The organism is Nocardia wallacei (assembly GCF_029869545.1).
Classification (GTDB): domain Bacteria; phylum Actinomycetota; class Actinomycetes; order Mycobacteriales; family Mycobacteriaceae; genus Nocardia; species Nocardia wallacei_A.
Genome location: NZ_JARWQD010000102.1, coordinates 1 through 15249 on the forward strand (window position 1 = coordinate 1; position 15249 = coordinate 15249).

At 70.9% G+C, this 15249-nt stretch carries 15 protein-coding genes; 10 read left to right on the forward strand and 5 right to left on the reverse strand.

Annotation, left to right across the window (positions count from 1 at the left end; genetic code table 11):
* Window positions 1-56: 56 nt before the first annotated feature.
* Window positions 57-1370, forward strand: coding sequence for an FAD-binding oxidoreductase (locus QH290_RS06745; protein WP_280382282.1), 1314 nt, complete (start codon window positions 57-59; stop codon window positions 1368-1370).
* Window positions 1371-1376: 6 nt separating this feature from the next.
* Here the strand turns inward: QH290_RS06745 and QH290_RS06750 are convergent, their stop codons facing one another.
* The 4 genes from QH290_RS06750 to QH290_RS06765 all read right to left on the reverse strand — a co-directional run bounded on the left by QH290_RS06750 (window position 1377) and on the right by QH290_RS06765 (window position 5062).
* Entirely contained in the window at window positions 1377-2321 is a 945-nt protein-coding gene (locus QH290_RS06750) for a phosphotransferase family protein (protein ID WP_280267080.1), read from the reverse strand.
* A 499-nt stretch (window positions 2322-2820) separates the two neighbouring features.
* The gene (locus tag QH290_RS06755) at window positions 2821-3831 is read right to left on the reverse strand and encodes a helix-turn-helix transcriptional regulator (RefSeq protein WP_280382279.1); all 1011 of its coding nucleotides are present in this window, start codon (window positions 3829-3831) and stop codon (window positions 2821-2823) included.
* A gap of 141 nt (window positions 3832-3972) precedes the next feature.
* A complete protein-coding gene (locus tag QH290_RS06760) occupies window positions 3973-4233 on the reverse strand; it encodes a hypothetical protein (RefSeq protein ID WP_280267082.1) in 261 nt (86 codons plus the stop codon).
* Between the two features lie 343 nt (window positions 4234-4576).
* The gene (locus tag QH290_RS06765; protein WP_280267083.1) at window positions 4577-5062 is read right to left on the reverse strand and encodes a M15 family metallopeptidase; all 486 of its coding nucleotides are present in this window, start codon (window positions 5060-5062) and stop codon (window positions 4577-4579) included.
* A 348-nt stretch (window positions 5063-5410) separates the two neighbouring features.
* Between QH290_RS06765 and QH290_RS06770 the strand changes: the two genes are divergently transcribed.
* Together QH290_RS06770 and QH290_RS06775 are read left to right on the forward strand one after the other, a co-directional pair.
* Window positions 5411-5563: a hypothetical protein gene (locus tag QH290_RS06770; protein WP_280267084.1), complete on the forward strand. Its 153-nt coding sequence runs from the start codon at window positions 5411-5413 to the stop codon at window positions 5561-5563.
* 101 nt (window positions 5564-5664) lie between these two features.
* A complete protein-coding gene (locus tag QH290_RS06775; RefSeq protein ID WP_280267085.1) occupies window positions 5665-7110 on the forward strand; it encodes an FAD-binding oxidoreductase in 1446 nt (481 codons plus the stop codon).
* A gap of 7 nt (window positions 7111-7117) precedes the next feature.
* On the opposite strand, the gene QH290_RS06780 is transcribed toward QH290_RS06775, so the two are convergent.
* A complete protein-coding gene (locus tag QH290_RS06780; protein WP_280267086.1) occupies window positions 7118-8794 on the reverse strand; it encodes a fumarate hydratase in 1677 nt (558 codons plus the stop codon).
* A gap of 315 nt (window positions 8795-9109) precedes the next feature.
* On the opposite strand from QH290_RS06780, the gene QH290_RS06785 reads away from it, so the two are divergent.
* The 7 genes from QH290_RS06785 to QH290_RS06815 all read left to right on the forward strand — a co-directional run bounded on the left by QH290_RS06785 (window position 9110) and on the right by QH290_RS06815 (window position 15078).
* On the forward strand, window positions 9110-9649 hold the full coding sequence (locus QH290_RS06785) for a MarR family winged helix-turn-helix transcriptional regulator (RefSeq protein WP_280382280.1): 540 nt from the start codon (window positions 9110-9112) through the stop codon (window positions 9647-9649).
* Between the two features lie 191 nt (window positions 9650-9840).
* Window positions 9841-10734, forward strand: coding sequence for an STAS domain-containing protein (locus tag QH290_RS06790; RefSeq protein WP_280267088.1), 894 nt, complete (start codon window positions 9841-9843; stop codon window positions 10732-10734).
* Between the two features lie 14 nt (window positions 10735-10748).
* Entirely contained in the window at window positions 10749-11126 is a 378-nt protein-coding gene (locus tag QH290_RS06795) for an STAS domain-containing protein (RefSeq protein ID WP_068018384.1), read from the forward strand.
* A 35-nt stretch (window positions 11127-11161) separates the two neighbouring features.
* Window positions 11162-11542 (forward strand): anti-sigma regulatory factor, encoded by a 381-nt coding sequence (locus QH290_RS06800; RefSeq protein ID WP_280267095.1) that lies wholly within the window; start codon window positions 11162-11164, stop codon window positions 11540-11542.
* A complete protein-coding gene (locus QH290_RS06805; protein WP_280267089.1) occupies window positions 11535-12167 on the forward strand; it encodes a SpoIIE family protein phosphatase in 633 nt (210 codons plus the stop codon). The genes QH290_RS06800 and QH290_RS06805 overlap by 8 nt, the downstream gene beginning before the upstream one ends.
* A gap of 19 nt (window positions 12168-12186) precedes the next feature.
* Window positions 12187-14502 (forward strand): SpoIIE family protein phosphatase, encoded by a 2316-nt coding sequence (locus QH290_RS06810; protein ID WP_280382281.1) that lies wholly within the window; start codon window positions 12187-12189, stop codon window positions 14500-14502.
* A gap of 198 nt (window positions 14503-14700) precedes the next feature.
* The gene (locus QH290_RS06815; protein WP_425303559.1) at window positions 14701-15078 is read left to right on the forward strand and encodes an STAS domain-containing protein; all 378 of its coding nucleotides are present in this window, start codon (window positions 14701-14703) and stop codon (window positions 15076-15078) included.
* Window positions 15079-15249 lie beyond the last annotated feature (171 nt).

A 15249-nucleotide genomic window follows, 5' to 3' on the forward strand; every position in this document is an offset into this window, starting at 1 on the left:
GATCGGCGTCGAACGCGTCGAGCGCGCGCTCGATACCCTGCGCCGCCGCGAGATCGATGGCATTGCGGACCTCGGGCCGGGTCACGGTGATGATCGTGTTCGGGCCGCGCCGCGGCCCCCGCCCCCGCGGGGGGCCCTACGCGGCCGGTCTCGACGATGTCCTGGCGGTGGTCGGCTGGGCCCGCGATACGCGCACCCCGCTCATCGCCCGCGGCGCGGGCACCAGCCTCGAGGGGCATCTGCTGGCCCGCGGTGACGAGCTGATTCTCGATCTGTCCCAGGCGGATTCGATCCTCGGCCTCTCCCCCGGCGACTTCACCGCGACCGTGCAGCCGGGCGTCACCCGCACCCGCCTCAACGCGGCGGCGGCCGAGTTCGGGCTGCAGTTCACCGTCGATCCCGGGGCGGACGCCTCCCTGGGCGGCATGGCGGCGACCAACGCCAGCGGCACCACCGGTGTGCGCTACGGCGGGATGCGCGCGAACGTCCTTGCCCTGCAAGCGGTTTTCGCCGACGGGACACACGCCCGGCTGGGCCGGGCGGTGCGCAAGTCCTCCAGCGGATACGGCCTCGAGGACCTCCTGATCGGTTCGGCCGGAACGCTCGGGATCATCACCGAGCTCACCGTCCGGCTGCATCCGATCCCGGAATGGCTACGCTCGCTGCGGATCTCGTTCCCCTCGGTCGATGACGCCGTCGCCGCCGCGGTCGAGATGCTGGGCCTGGCACTGCCGGTGAGCCGCCTCGAACTCGTCGATGCCGCAAGTATGGCCGCCATCAACGATTTCCGCGGTGCCGCGTATGCCGAATCGCCCGCGCTGTTCATCGATGTCGAGGCCGCCTCGTCCGCGGCCGCCGCCTCCGACGAGGCCGAGATCCGGCGCGTCTGCGGGGCACACGACGCTGTCGATATCGCCCAGGCGCGCACGCACACCGAACGGCATGCCCTCTGGGAGGACCGCCACCTGCTGTTCTTCGCGTTGAAGGCGCGCAGTCCGGGCCACCGGTTCCTGGTGACCGACACCGCCGTTCCGTACTCCCGCATCGCCGAGGCGGTCGGCACCGCCACCCGGCTCGGCGCGGAGCTGGGGCTCGACGTCAGCGTCGCCGGGCATATCGGCGACGGCAACGTGCACGCCGTCGTGCCCTATACCGACGCGACTCAGGATGCGGCGCAACGCTTCTCCGATCAGGTGGTGCGGCACGCCCTGGCCGTCGGCGGCACCGCGTCGGGCGAGCACGGCATCGGCGTGGCCAAGAAGCGGTATCTGCGCGAGGAGCACGGCGCGGCGGTGGAGGTGATGGCCGCGGTCAAGCGGGCGCTGGATCCGCTCGGCTTGCTCAACCCGGGAAAGATCCTCGACGCCTGACCCTCCTCACATGCCGTGCTGCAGCCGCACCCACCACAGCGGCCGCCACTGCGGCCATTGCCGCGGGCCCTCGTCGCCGCGCAGGCAGCGCACGCGGTACTCCGCCTGCTCTCGGTACGCCCCGTCGCGCGCGGCCGCCCGCCCCGCCGCCACGGCCAGCTGCAGTTCCCGGATGTCGCGCAGCAGGTAGAAACCGGCCCACCGCAGCACATCCCGGCCGTACTCCCGGCAGAACTCCTCGTACTGCTGCGCCGTGATCCACCCGAACGAGGTCAGCTTGATCGCCGTGCACGCCAGGTCCCACTCCGGCGGGCCGATCGTCAGATGGTCGACGCTGCGCAACAGCACCGGTCCGTCGTCGGCACGCACCACCGTCGCCGCCCGCGCGTCGCCGTGCACGACGCCCCAGGGCAGCCCGCCGGGCAGCGCGGTCCAGCGCTGCCGCAACTCGGCCACGTGCTCGGTCAGCCACAGCCGGTCGCCCACGCTCAGCGTCCGGCAGGCGCGAATGCGCTGCTCCGCCAGGGCCAAAGGGTGCATCGGGGCGAGTTCGGCGCGGAGCGGTGGCGCGATTTCATGCAAGCGTGCCAGCGCCCACGCCACCTCTCCCGTGGTGCCGGAGCGGTAGGGCGGCAGCGCATGCCAGAAGGTCACCGCGCGGCCGCGAATCTCCACCGGCTGGTCGATCGTCGAAATGCACTGCACCGCATCGATATCCGCGGACTCCAGCCACCGGGCCAGCGCGACCACCCGCCGTGCGGCGTCCGACCGGCCCGGCGGATCCACCCGCGCCACGATGTCACCGGGTAGCCGGACGTACGCCTGAGATCCGGACCGGACCGGCCGGAGCGAGGAGGCATCGACCCTGGCCAGCGCGCACGCCTCCCGGACCGCCGAGATCACCTCGGCACGGTGAATATCTGCCGATGTCCGTTCCCATGCCACAGCCATGATCTCGCTCGATTTGTCGCCGGATCCGCCCCTCGCCCATGGTCGCACACGGCGTCCGGTCGCGGGGCGAAGCGCGCAAACCGGGCCACCGACGCGCCGAGGACAGCGCCGCCGACAACCTGATGGTCGGCATCGACAGCCGCACCGACGCGCACGGCACTCCGCTCAGCGACGACGAGCGGGCCATGTTGCCCCCGGCGACGAGCCCGGCATGCCACGCGCGACACCCGAGCCGCAGCGTACGCAACCTCCAAATGCCGCACCCACATCGCGCAATCTCCAAGTGCCGCATCGCACAACGCCGAGTGCCGCACCAACATCGCACGACCCCCAAATGCCGCACTAACATCGCACAACCTCCAAGTGCCGTATCAACATCGCACAATCTCCAAGTGCCGCATCGCGCAACCCCCGAGTGCCGCATCGATGTCGCACAACCCTCAAATGCCGCACCAACATCGCACAACCCCCAAGCGCCGCATCGACATCGTCGGCGATGTCAGGCCGGGGCGTCGGGGGCTGGGACGGCCGTGGCGCGGCTCGCCGACCGACCGGCGAGTGCGCGATCCGCCCGCGCGCGCAGCCTCGCCAGACCCTCGGCGAGTTCCGGTGACTCGCGCACCTCGAACTCCGCGCCGAGCGACAGCAGGCGCGCGGCGAGCCAGTGCGGATCGTCGTCGCGTTCCTCCGTCAACCGGCAGCGGTGCTCATCGAGCGGCAGCACCGCGCCCGGGTCGTCCCCGAGGCGGCCCGCGACGCGGTGTGCCGGTGCGTGGATCGTGATGTCCACCCGGTATTTCGGTGTCCCCCAATCGGTTCGCTGGCCCGCCACGTAGGCGGCGGCGTCCGCGGCGGGCAGCGGACGCGGCGCGAAGCGGGCACCGGTCGCCCGCGGGGACGACAGGCGGTCCACGCGGAAGCTGCGCCACGCGGCGCGGTCGAGGTCGAAGGCCACCATGTACCACCGCCGACCCGCGACCGCGAGACCGGCAGGTTCGGCATGGCGGCGGCTGTCGTTCCCGGCGGCGTCGCGATAGGTGAACCGCACCCGCTCCCGGTTGGTCGCGGCGGCGGCCAGCGCGCTGAGGACCTCCGGATCGGCCAGCGGACCGTCGCCGGTCGACGCGGAGGTCGCGGCGCCGACCACGCGGACGCGGCGGCGCAATCGCGAGGGCAGCACCTGTTCCAGCTTCGCCAGCGCCCGCACCGACGCCTCCTCGATGCCCGCCACCGCCTGCCCCGCCGCGGCCCGCAGCCCGACGGCGACGGCGACGGCCTCCTCGTCGTCGAGCAGCAGCGGCGGCATGGCCGCGCCCGCCGCCAGGCGGTAACCGCCCGCGGCACCCAGGGTCGCGTCGATCGGATACCCCAGCTCGCGCAGCCGGTCGATATCGCGCCGCACCGTGCGATCGGTGACGCCCAGCCGCTCGGCCAGTTCGCTCCCCGGCCAATCACGCGGAGTCTGCAACAGCGACAACAACCGCAACAGACGGGCAGGAGTATCGGTCATGCCATCACCCCGACACACGAATAGGACCGAATGCGTCCTAGATGGAGCGCTACCCCGCACCCGCCGCCCCGCCGTGCACACCACGCAAGCACGCGCGGTGGGGTCCCGGGCGCCGCCACCCGGCCAGCTTTCGTCCGAGCGCTACCGAGGAGGGGACGGGGCGGGCTCGGTGGGGACGACCAGGGCCGGGGTGGGGGCGTCCACTTCGGCGGGGCCCGGCTGCGTGTAGCCCAGCCACCCCGTGCCGACGAATACCGCCACCAGCACCGCGGTCGGTAGGTCGAGCAGTAACCAGGTCGGTGAGAAGGTCAGGGTCGCTGCGGATTTCGGGCTTCCGGTCGGCCTTGTCGCCCGCTCGATCGGAATCGACCACTGGCCCGCTCCCGAAATCCGCCTGCTCACCGAACCTCCATCGTGTAGCACCTCATCGTGGCGCCCGGCCGTTTGCCGGAACGCCGCCAGCAATCCAGGATGCTCGACCCCGCCACCCGCCACGCCGGTAATGCGCAGGGCAGTCGGCGTGTCAGCCAAGGTTTGCCAACAACCGCCCGTTAGCTACCCACCCGACCGCCCACCTCCCACCTCCGCTCGACAACCACACGCACACGGCGATCGAGAGCTGGAAGCCGAGTGCTGAAGACCTCGGCACCGACGGTGCCACGTCGGGCCCATACCGCCGCGGCCCGTGCACCCTGGTCCGACACGGCGCGGTCACCGTCTGCCGGTGATGCGCCCGCCGGAGGCGTCAGCGGACGCTGGCGTCGGGGACGCGGGGCGGGCACTCCGCGCCCGGCGTCGTCGCCAGCTCGAAATGCCAATATTCGTTGTCGAAGGTGCGGCACAGGCCCCAGCGGTTGCCGTGGGCTTCCAGCCAGCGGGCGCCCTCCTCGGGGCCGACGTCGATCGCCTTGCCCTGCACGTGTGTCGACTCCTCCGGCGGCAGCACCCAGCGCCGCGCCGCATCCGGACCGCCGTAGGTGGCCAGCCCGTCCTCCCACAGTTCCTGCTGTTGCTCGTGAGTCCGGTAGCCGGACGTGACCCACAGCGGAATGCCCTGCTCGTGTGCCTCCCGCTCGGCCAGCGTGTAGGCCGTGGCCAGCACCGGATCGAGTCCCGCTGTGCCCGCGGCGGATTCGGACGCCGCGGGTGCGGCATGCGCCCCCGGCACCACACCCCAGCCTCCGACCCCGATTCCGACAACCAGCACAGATCCGGCAACTCCTCGCAACATGCGGACGATCCTAACCACGCCACCGCCGCACCCGGTGATGCGCAAAGCTTTCGCCCCAGGGCGCGTCGTAGGCGTCGGCCCCGCACTCGCTGCCCATGGTCGGGTCCGGACCCCTATACAACCCACACGCTGGTCGAGCCAGGAACGCCGAGCGCTGGTCAGCCCGGACGGGCAGGCCGGGGGACGCACGCCGCTTCGTTACTGATTCGCAAATTGTCATGGCGGTGCGCTTTCCAGCGATTACCGGCTTATTGGCGGCAATTCGCGTGTCCCCACCTGGAAATGGCCACCGGCCAGCTACCGTGGCGGGTGGTCCATGGTCGGTGGCCCGACGGTGAGGAGGGTGTCATGGCTTTTTCGATGACGGCGCACGTCCTGGTTTCCCTCGCGGCGGCCGCCGGTGCCGCCGCCCTGATCGCACTGACCTCCCGCTCCCCGGCCCGCACCGACTCCGGGGCCCGCGAACATTTCGCCGCGACCCTGCGCGCCCGCGAGAGCTGAGCCCAACTGCGACCGGCGACAAGGGCTTCGGCGCCGCGGACCCGATCCGAACCCACCCGGGTGGGTGACCCGGCGACGGTCCACGCGGCATCATGAAGTCGATGGCGAATCACGCGAGCCGAACATCCGAGGCCCTCCCGCGCCGTGCGCTGCTCCGCGGGGCCGGTGCCCTCGCCACCGCAGGTCTCGCCGGATGGCAGCCCACCGCCGCCGCGCAGGCGGCGGACCCGGCCGCCTGGGACGCGCTGCGCACCTGCCTGCGAGGCACGCTGACACTGCCGGACGATGCCGAATTCGGTTCCGCGACGGCCCTGTTCGACCCGCAGTTCGATACCGGAACCCCCGCCGCCGCCGTCGCCGCGGCCACGCCCGATGACGTCCGCGCCGCGGTGACTTTCGCACGGGCACAGGGGCTTGCGATCACCGCGCGAGCGGGCGGCCACTCCTATGTGGGCGCCTCGGCCACCACCGGGGCCTTGGTCGTCGATGTGCGCGGGTTGCGCGAGATCACCCTCGACGGCGATCTGGTGACGGTAGGCGCCGGGGCCACAACGTTTCCCGTGCTGTCCGAGCTGGCACGATCCGGACAGGCCCTGCCCGTGGGCACGTGCCCCACGGTCGGCCTCGCGGGGCTGACCCTCGGGGGTGGAATCGGCGTCGACTCGCGCCGGTACGGGCTGACCTGCGACCGCCTCGTCGCCGCGGACCTGGTGCTGCCGACCGGAGCCACGGCGCGGGCGTCGGCCGACGAACTACCCGGACTGTTCTGGGCACTGCGCGGCGCGGGCCCCGCGACCGGGATCGTCACGGCGCTGACGTATCGCACCTGCCCGGCGACGCCGAGAGACATTCTGCGACTGTCCTTTCCGGGCGAGTCCGCGGGACGGGTGCTGGCGGGCTGGGCGCGGTGGCTCGCCGCGGCGCCACGGACCGTGTGGGCGAACGTCGAGGTGTCGGCGGCGGACGGGAGCCTCGGATGCGCGGTGCAGATCGTCGCCGTCGCGGGCGAGGGAGCCAGGGCCGCAACGGATCTGGCCGCAGCGGTCGCGGTCGCACCGGCATCGGTGGACCATCGGACACTCGAACCCCTCGACGCGGCGCTGCGGCTCGGGGGCGGCGAGACGGCCTCTCGCTCGACCAAGGTCGCGGGGTCCGACGTCTCGGCGGACCTGTCCCCCGCCGTCGCCGAGACGATCGTCGAGATCGTCCGCACCCGGTTACGCAGCGGCGCAACGGGTTACGTGCTGGTCGATCCGCTCGACGGCGCGATCCGCGACATCCCCGCCGACGCCACCGCCTTCCCCTGGCGCGATCACACCGCCTCGCTGCAGTGGGTCGTCGAGGCACCGGACGACCCCGAGGCCGCCCGCCGCTGGATCCGCGACGCGCACCGGGCGCTCGGCGCCGCCTCCTCCGGCGCCTACGTCAACTATCTCGAGCCGGACCAGCCGCCGGAGCGGTACTACGGGGCCAATCTGGCTCGCCTGCGAGAGCTACACCGCACGGTCGATCCCGACAGCCGCCTGCGCCCCGGCCTCACGCTCTGACGAACGCCTAGACCCGTTCCTTGGACCGCGTGCGCACCCGCAGCGCGATCGGCTTCTGCGTCTCGGCGAAGAAGTCGTTGCCCTTGTCGTCGACGACGATGAACGCCGGGAAGTCCTCGACCTCGATCTTCCACACCGCCTCCATGCCGAGCTCCGGGTACTCCAGCACCTCGACGGATTTGATGCAGTCCAGCGCCAGCCGTGCCGCCGGGCCGCCGATCGATCCGAGGTAGAACCCGCCGTGCTCCTTGCACGCCTTGGTGACCTGCGCGGAGCGATTTCCCTTGGCCAGCATGACGAACGAGCCGCCCGCGGCCTGGAACTGGTCGACGTAGGAGTCCATGCGCCCGGCCGTCGTCGGGCCGAACGACCCCGACGCGTACCCGTCGGGGGTCTTGGCGGGACCGGCGTAGTAGACGGCCATATCGCGCATGTACTGCGGCATCGGCTCGCCCGCGTCCAGCCGCTCCTTGATCTTGGCGTGCGCTATATCGCGCGCCACCACCAGCGGCCCGGTCAGCGAGAGCCGGGTCTTCACAGGATATTTCGACAGTTCCGCGCGGATCTCCGACATCGGCCGGTTCAGATCCACCTGCACCACGTCGCCGCCGAGGATGGCGTCGGTCTGCTCCGGAAGGTATTGCGCCGGTTCGCGTTCCAGCTGTTCGAGGAACACGCCCTCGGGGGTGATCTTGGCCAGCGCCTGCCGGTCGGCGGAGCACGATACCGCGATCGCGACCGGGCAGCTGGCGCCGTGCCGCGGCAGCCGGACCACTCGCACGTCGTGGCAGAAGTACTTACCGCCGAACTGCGCGCCGATGCCGAAGGACTGGGTCAGCTTGAAGACCTCCTCCTCCAGCGCCAGATCCCGGAAGCCGTGCGCCGACAGCGATCCCTCGGTCGGCAGGTTGTCGAGGTAGTGCGCGGAGGCGTATTTCGCGGTCTTGAGCGCGAATTCCGCACTGGTGCCGCCGATCACGACGGCCAGGTGGTAGGGCGGGCAGGCCGCGGTGCCCAGGGAGCGGATCTTCTCGTCGAGGAACTCCAGCATCCGCGTGGGGTTCAGGACGGCCTTGGTCTCCTGGTACAGGAACGACTTGTTCGCCGAGCCGCCGCCCTTGGCCATGAACAGGAACTTGTAGGCCGGATGCGCCGGATCGCCGGCCGCGGAATACAACTCGACCTGCGCGGGCAGATTCGAGCCGGTGTTCTTCTCCTCCCACATGGTGATCGGGGCCAGCTGCGAGTAGCGCAGGTTCAGCTTCGTGTAGGCGTCGAACACCCCGCGGCTGATCCATTCGGCGTCGTCGGCGCCGGTGAGCACGCCCTCGGACTTCTTGCCCATCACGATCGCCGTGCCGGTGTCCTGGCACATCGGCAGGATGCCGCCCGCGGAGATGTTGACGTTCTTCAGCAGGTCCAGCGCCACGAACCGGTCGTTACCCGACGACTCCGGATCATCGATGATCTTGCGCAGCTGGGCCAGGTGTGCCGGGCGCAGGTAGTGGCTGATGTCGTGCATGGCCTCGGCGGTGAGCATCCGCAGCACCTCGGGCTCGACCCGCAGGAACGTCCGGCCGCCCGCCTCGAAGGTGCTGACGCCCTCGGTGGTCAGCAGCCGGTACGGGGTGTCGTCCGCGCCGGTCGGCAGCAGATCCGAGTACAGGAAATCAGGCGCGGACACGTTTCGCACACTCCTCGACGAGGGCCGGGGCGCGCACGCCCACGCGGCCGGGTGAATCCAAGCGAACCGAACTCTAGCCAGGACCGGATGCCGCGCCGATCTCAGGCAAGCCTAATCTTCATCCCAGGCAACTAGGTTGCACCTTCAACAATGTCGGTGTACCTGTCGTTTGGTGTGGTAGCCGAGGCGGAAGAGGCAATAGCATGACGCATCAGGGACCTGGAAGCGAGGCGAGGTTGTGACCGAGCGCAGCGAGGGCACGATCAACACAGCACCGCCGGTCACGGCGGCGCCGAGCGCCAGCGAGGCGGGGCTGTGACCGAGCGCAGCGAGGGCACGATCAACACGGCCGAACCCCGGTGGCTCGACGATCTCGAGATGCGCGCCTGGCTCGGCTTCGTCTTCACGCGCGATCTCATCGCCGCGGCCGTCGGCCGGGATTCGCTGCGGGCCTCGAATCTGACCTACGTCGAGTACACGGTGCTGGCCCGCCTCGACGACGCCCCCGACCACCGGCGCAGCTTCGCCGAGCTGGCGGGCGTGCTGGAATGGTCACAGAGCCGGCTGTCGCACCAGATCACCCGGATGGAGAAGCGCGGCCTGGTCGCGCGCGAGGCGATCCCCGACGACGCCCGGCGCACCGCCGCCGTCCTCACCGCCAAGGGCGCCGAGGTGCTCGCCACCGCCGCGCCCGCGCACGTCGACAGCGTGCGCCGCAACATGATCGACGTCCTCGACCGCGATCAGCTCGCCGCCTTGGCCGACATCTACGACACGCTGCTGGCCCACCATCGAAGACCGGGTGATCAACACCACGCCGCCACCCCCGCCCCGCCCGACGGCGCAAACCCGTGACCTTCGATGTTGCCGCCCCGGCACCGCCTCCCGCGCACCGCGAGCAACCCGCGGCGAGGGGAGGCAGGGTTTGGTTTGCGCCCCATCGGGTATCGGGAAAGACTAGGCTCGTAAAGGCAAGCGATGAGCAGCCGCGCGCGAGCCCACCACACGAGCAACCGACCTTCCCTTCGAAAGGGGCAGGAGTTTCCATGTCCGACGTGTCCATCGGCCTTTCGCCGGATTCGCGCCCGGCCGGCCCGGTCGATAACTTGCTCCCGGAGCTGGTCGAACACCTGCGCCAGAACCGGACCGAGCTGCGCGAGGAATGGGCCCGCCGCATCACCGACGCGCAACTGCTCACCGCGATGACCCCGGAGGAGATCTTCTCCGAGGCGACGTCGGTCTACGACAACTACGTCGAGGTGCTCGAAACCGGTAGCGTCGAGGCCCTGCAGGCCTACGCCCGCGATCTGTCCGAGCGCATCATTCCCCGGGGCGTCGAGACCGACGAGGTCATCGGGATCGTGCTGCTGCTGCGAGATGTGCTGGCGCGCAGCCTGTTCGAGAAGTACCAATCCAATTTCGACCTGCTGAAACGGGTGCTCGACGCCTACGAACCGGCCGCCAACCGCATCGCCAACACCGTGGCCGTGTCCTTCGTGCAGGAGCGCGAGCGCGTCATCCGGCAGCAGCAGGAGGCCATCCGCGAGCTGTCCACCCCGGTCCTGCAGGTACGCGAGCAGCTGCTCATCCTGCCCATCATCGGCATGCTGGACAGCCAGCGCGCGCGGCAGCTCACCGAGCAGCTGCTGCGCGCCATCCGGGCCAACCGCGCGAAGGTGGTCGTCATCGACATCACCGGTGTGCCCTCCATCGACTCCACGGTCGCCAACCACCTGGTGCAGACCGTCGACGCCTCGGGACTGATGGGTGCCAGCGTCATCATCACCGGCCTGTCCTCGGAGATCGCGCTGATCCTGGTGACCATCGGCCTGGACCTGTCGAAGATAACCGCGGTCGGTGACCTGCAGGGCGGCATCGAGGAGGCGGAGCGGCTGCTCGGCTACGAGGTCTCCCGTGTGACCGATCGCGACGGACGCTGAGCCGGGGCGCCCCCATGCCGGTACCCATTCTGAAACAGGGCACCTACCTCATCGCGTCCGTGCAGTCGGCACTGACCGATGCCGATACCGAGCGGCTGCAGGACGACTTGATGAAGTACGTCAGCAAATACCGCGCGCAGGGCATCATCGTCGACGTCACCGCGATCGATGTGATGGACTCCTTCGCCGCACGCTCGCTGCGCACGATCGTGCACATGACCAAGCTGCGCGGCGCGCAGACGGTCATCGTCGGCCTGCAGCCCGAGGTGGCCTTCGCCATGGTGCAGCTGGGCCTGACCTTCGAAGACATGCACACCGCTCTGGACCTCGAGGAAGGTTTGGCCTGGCTCAACAGAAAGTTCTCCGCCCGCCACCAGCGAGATGGTTCGTGACCGTGACCGCCGACAACGTGGTGATCGCGGTCAAGATGTCCAACGACATCGTGACCGCTCGTCAGGCCGGTCGAGAGCTGGCGGCCAAGCTGGGCTTCTCGCTGACCGATATCACCATGATCTCCACCGCCATCTCCGAGGTCGCCCGCAACATCACCAGCTACGCGGGCACCGGCGAGATCCGGGTGACGGTGGAGGATCGCGAGGGCCGGCGCGCCCTCGTCGTCCAGGCCCAGGATCAGGGGCCGGGGATTCCGGACATCATGCGGGCACTCGAGGACGGATTCTCCACCGGGCGCGGCCTGGGTCTGGGCCTGCCGGGCGCGCGGCGGCTGATGGACCGGCTGCTCGTGGAGTCCGCGCCCGGGCAGGGCACCCTCGTGGAAATGTGGAAGTGGGCACCCAGCGGTGCATGAGGACGGATTCATCGGCGCCATCGAGTGGGCCGTGGCCGGTCGCGCACTGCCCGGCCAGAAGATCTCGGGTGATCGTTCGGTAGTGCTCGACGCGGGGGGTGGCGCGGTGCTGTTCGCGGTGCTCGACGGCCTCGGGCACGGGTCGGCCGCGGGTGAGGCCGCCGATCGGGCCACGCAGGTGCTGTCGGAGAACCGCGCCGAACCCCTCGATGTGCTCATGGTGATGTGTCATCGGGCCATGGCCGACACCCGCGGCGCGGCGGTGTCGCTGGCGCTGTTCAGCTCCGAGGACCAACTGCAGTGGCTCGGCGTCGGCAATGTGGAGTCCCGGGTGGTGACGGCCGGGCCCGGCAGGCCCGTCGTGCGGTCCACCGCGCTGCTCACCGGCGGCATCGTCGGCTACCTGCTGCCGCAGAACCTACAGACCCAGACCGTCGCGGTCCGGCCCGGCGACCTGCTGCTGATGTCCACCGACGGCATCGTCGACGAGTTCGTCGAGGGCATCGACCTCGCCAAGTCGACCGCCGACATCACCGCCGACATCCTCGGCCGCCACGCCAAGGACACCGACGACGCACTGGTGCTGGCGGCCCGGCACCGCGGCCACATGGATCCGATGCCGTGAACGTGCCGAGGGTGACACAGTGAGCGCCGTGCTGGCGGCGTTCCGCGATGCCTACTCCAATGCCCTGCGGCTGCATCTGGATTCGCCGACGCAGAACACCCTCGCCGAGGGGTACGAGCTCGGCCGCCGGGCGCTGGTGGAGGGCGTGAGCATCCTCGATCTCACCGAGCACCACTTCCGGCTGCTCGGCCGCGAGGGCCTGCTCGCCAAGGACAGCGCCCCGCGCGGCCCCGCCGACGGCGGCTCCCGCTCCGAGGCCGCGCTGGAATTCCTGCTGCAGACCCTGGCCGCGCTGGACGTGGCGACCCGCGGCTTCCTCGACAGCACCCGCAGCTACGAGCTGCAGCGCCTGCGCGCGGAGGATCTGGCGGGGCGCGACGCCTTCCGCACCGCGCTGGTGGAGTCGCTGCAGGACGGCTTCTTCATCGCCGACGCGCACGGCACGCTGACCGAGGTGAATTCCGCCTTCGGCGCCCTGACCGGCTACGGGCCCGACGGCGCGCCCTACGCGCTGCCGCATCCGTGGGCGCTCAACGACGGGTCGAACTATCCGGACCTGGGCACCGAGGCCGCGCGCTTCGTGATGCCGGTGCGGCACCGCGACGGCCGCCGGCTGTGGCTGGCGGTGAGCACGTCGTCGCTGGTGAAACCCGAGGAGGACGAGCGGATCTTCGTCGGCACCATCCGCGACGTCACCGCCGAGCACGACGCGCAGGCCCGCGACCAGGCGGTGTCGCGACTGGCCACCGCGGTCGCGGCGGCCACCAGCGTGGTCGAGGTGCTGGCCGTCGGGCTCGAGGAGCTGCGCCGCGCGATCGGCGCCGAGACGGCCGTGGTGTCGGTGTGGCCCAATCGCCAGACCGGGCCGGAACTCTATGTGTCCGGGCCTGTTTCGGGCACCGGCACGGCCACGGCCGACGGCATCGAGTCCGCCGGATCCGCCACCGGCACCGGGGAGGCGGCGGTCTCCCGCCAGGTGCTCGACGCGCGCGCCCGCGCGCTGCTGGATCGCGCCCGGACCCGGCCCGGCCGCACCATGTTCGCGATTCCCGAGGGCGCCTCCACCTCCGAGGGCATCGTGGCCCCGCTGGGCGAGACCGGCGATGCCGCGCTGTGGCTGCGCTTCGCCGCGCCGCGCGCCATCAGTCCCGGTGACTGGGCGTTGTTCTCGCTGCTGGTCGGGCATCTCAGCCTGGCCGTGCAGCGGGCCCGCAACTTCGATCAGGCCCGCTCCACCTCGCTCACCCTGCAGCGGGCCATGCTCGGCCCGATCGAGCTGCCGCCGCGGTTCTCGGTGCACTACGAACCGGCGCTGCCGCCGCTCGAGATCGGCGGCGACTGGTACGACGTGGTGCAACTGCGCGACGGCACCATCGGCGTGGTGGTCGGCGACTGTGTCGGGCGCGGCCTGTCGGCGGCGGTGGTGATGGGCCAATTGCGTTCGGCGGCACGGGCTCTGCTGTTGCGCGGCGCCGGTCCGGCGCAGCTGCTCGCCGAGCTGGATACCGTCGCCGCCCGGATCCCCGGAGCCATGTGCACCACCGTGTGCGCGGCGATCCTGGATCCGGTGCGCGGCCTGATCCGCTACTCCAGCGCGGGGCATATGCCGCCCGTGCTGGCCGATCCGGACCAGAAGGGACGGCTGCTCGAGGGCGGGCGCGCGGTGCCGCTGGCCACCTTCGATCCGCCGCAGCGCCCGGAGGCCACCACCGCGCTCGCCCCCGGCTCGACCCTGGTGCTGTTCACCGACGGGCTGGTGGAACAGCGCGGCATCGACATCGATATGCGCTTCGACGACCTGGCCGACGAATTGTCCGGCGCCGCAGCACATCAGCCGCGGGAGGTGGCCGACGCGGTGCTGTCGCGGCTGCGCCCGGCCGCCGGATACGACGACGACGTGGCCATGGTGGTCTACCGGCAGCCGCCGCTGCCGCTGCACGTGGACGTGCCCGCCGAACCGGGCCGCCTGGCCGCGGTGCGGCGCGAGCTCTCGGCCTGGCTCACCGCGGCCGCGGTGCCGTCCGAACCGGCCGCCGATCTGGTCGCGGCCGCCAACGAGGCATGCAGCAACAGCATCGAGCACGCCTACCTGGACACGCCCCCCGGTCATATGGTGCTCACGGCCGACTGCTCGGTGGATCGGGTCACCATCGAGGTCGCCGACACCGGCGTGTGGCGGCCGCTGCCCGAGGATCCCGGCCCGCGCGGCCGCGGCCTCGCTATGATGCGCGCGCTCACCGACGAGCTGATCATCGATCACCAGGGCGTGGGGACGCGCGTGCGGATGATCGTGACGCTGCCCGCCGTCTCGTTCTCCGCGGCCGCCCGGGTGTGACGACACGCACCCGGCGGCACGCCGGGTCATCGATCGGTCACAGACGAGACACTCCGGCGCATTCCCGCCAGCGATTCGGCCACAATCTCCGGAACAGCCGGAATACCTGGGGTTTTCGCTGCGCGAAATGCTACGAAACGCCATCCAATCGGCCGACGATGCAGCGCGGACGGCGGGTTCATGGCAGATTGTCTTGATGTGACCAACACTTCCGGAGACGCGAATCCCCTCGCCGACGCGATGACCACCTCGGTCTCGGTGCACGACGAAGCGACCGTCCTGACGGTGGCCGGTGAGGTCGACCTGGCGACCGCACCCGCGCTGGAGAACGCGATCGAGGCGACCCTCGGCGGCCAGCCCGCGGCCTTGATCATCGATCTGGCGCAGGTGACCTTCCTCGCCTCCGCCGGGATGGCCGCACTCGTCGGCGCACATCAGCGAGCAGGGCAATCGACACGCATCGCGGTGGTCGCCGACGGACCGGCGACCAGCCGTCAGCTCAAGATGACCAACCTGGACCAGGTCTTCACCCTGCACTCCAGCCTGGAACAAGCGCTGGCGGACCTGCGCTCGTGATTCCGGCCGAAAGCGCGCCGGAAATAGTGGAGAGGGCGCGCTCGGCGCCCTGTGTCCCGGCGCGCCGGGGCCCCCTATTTGCCGGCGCGCCGGGCCCCCCGATTTGCCGGCGCGGGTTTGGGCGGGGGGGGGGCAATTAGGGGCGCGGGGCGGGGGGCGTGGCCCCCGCGC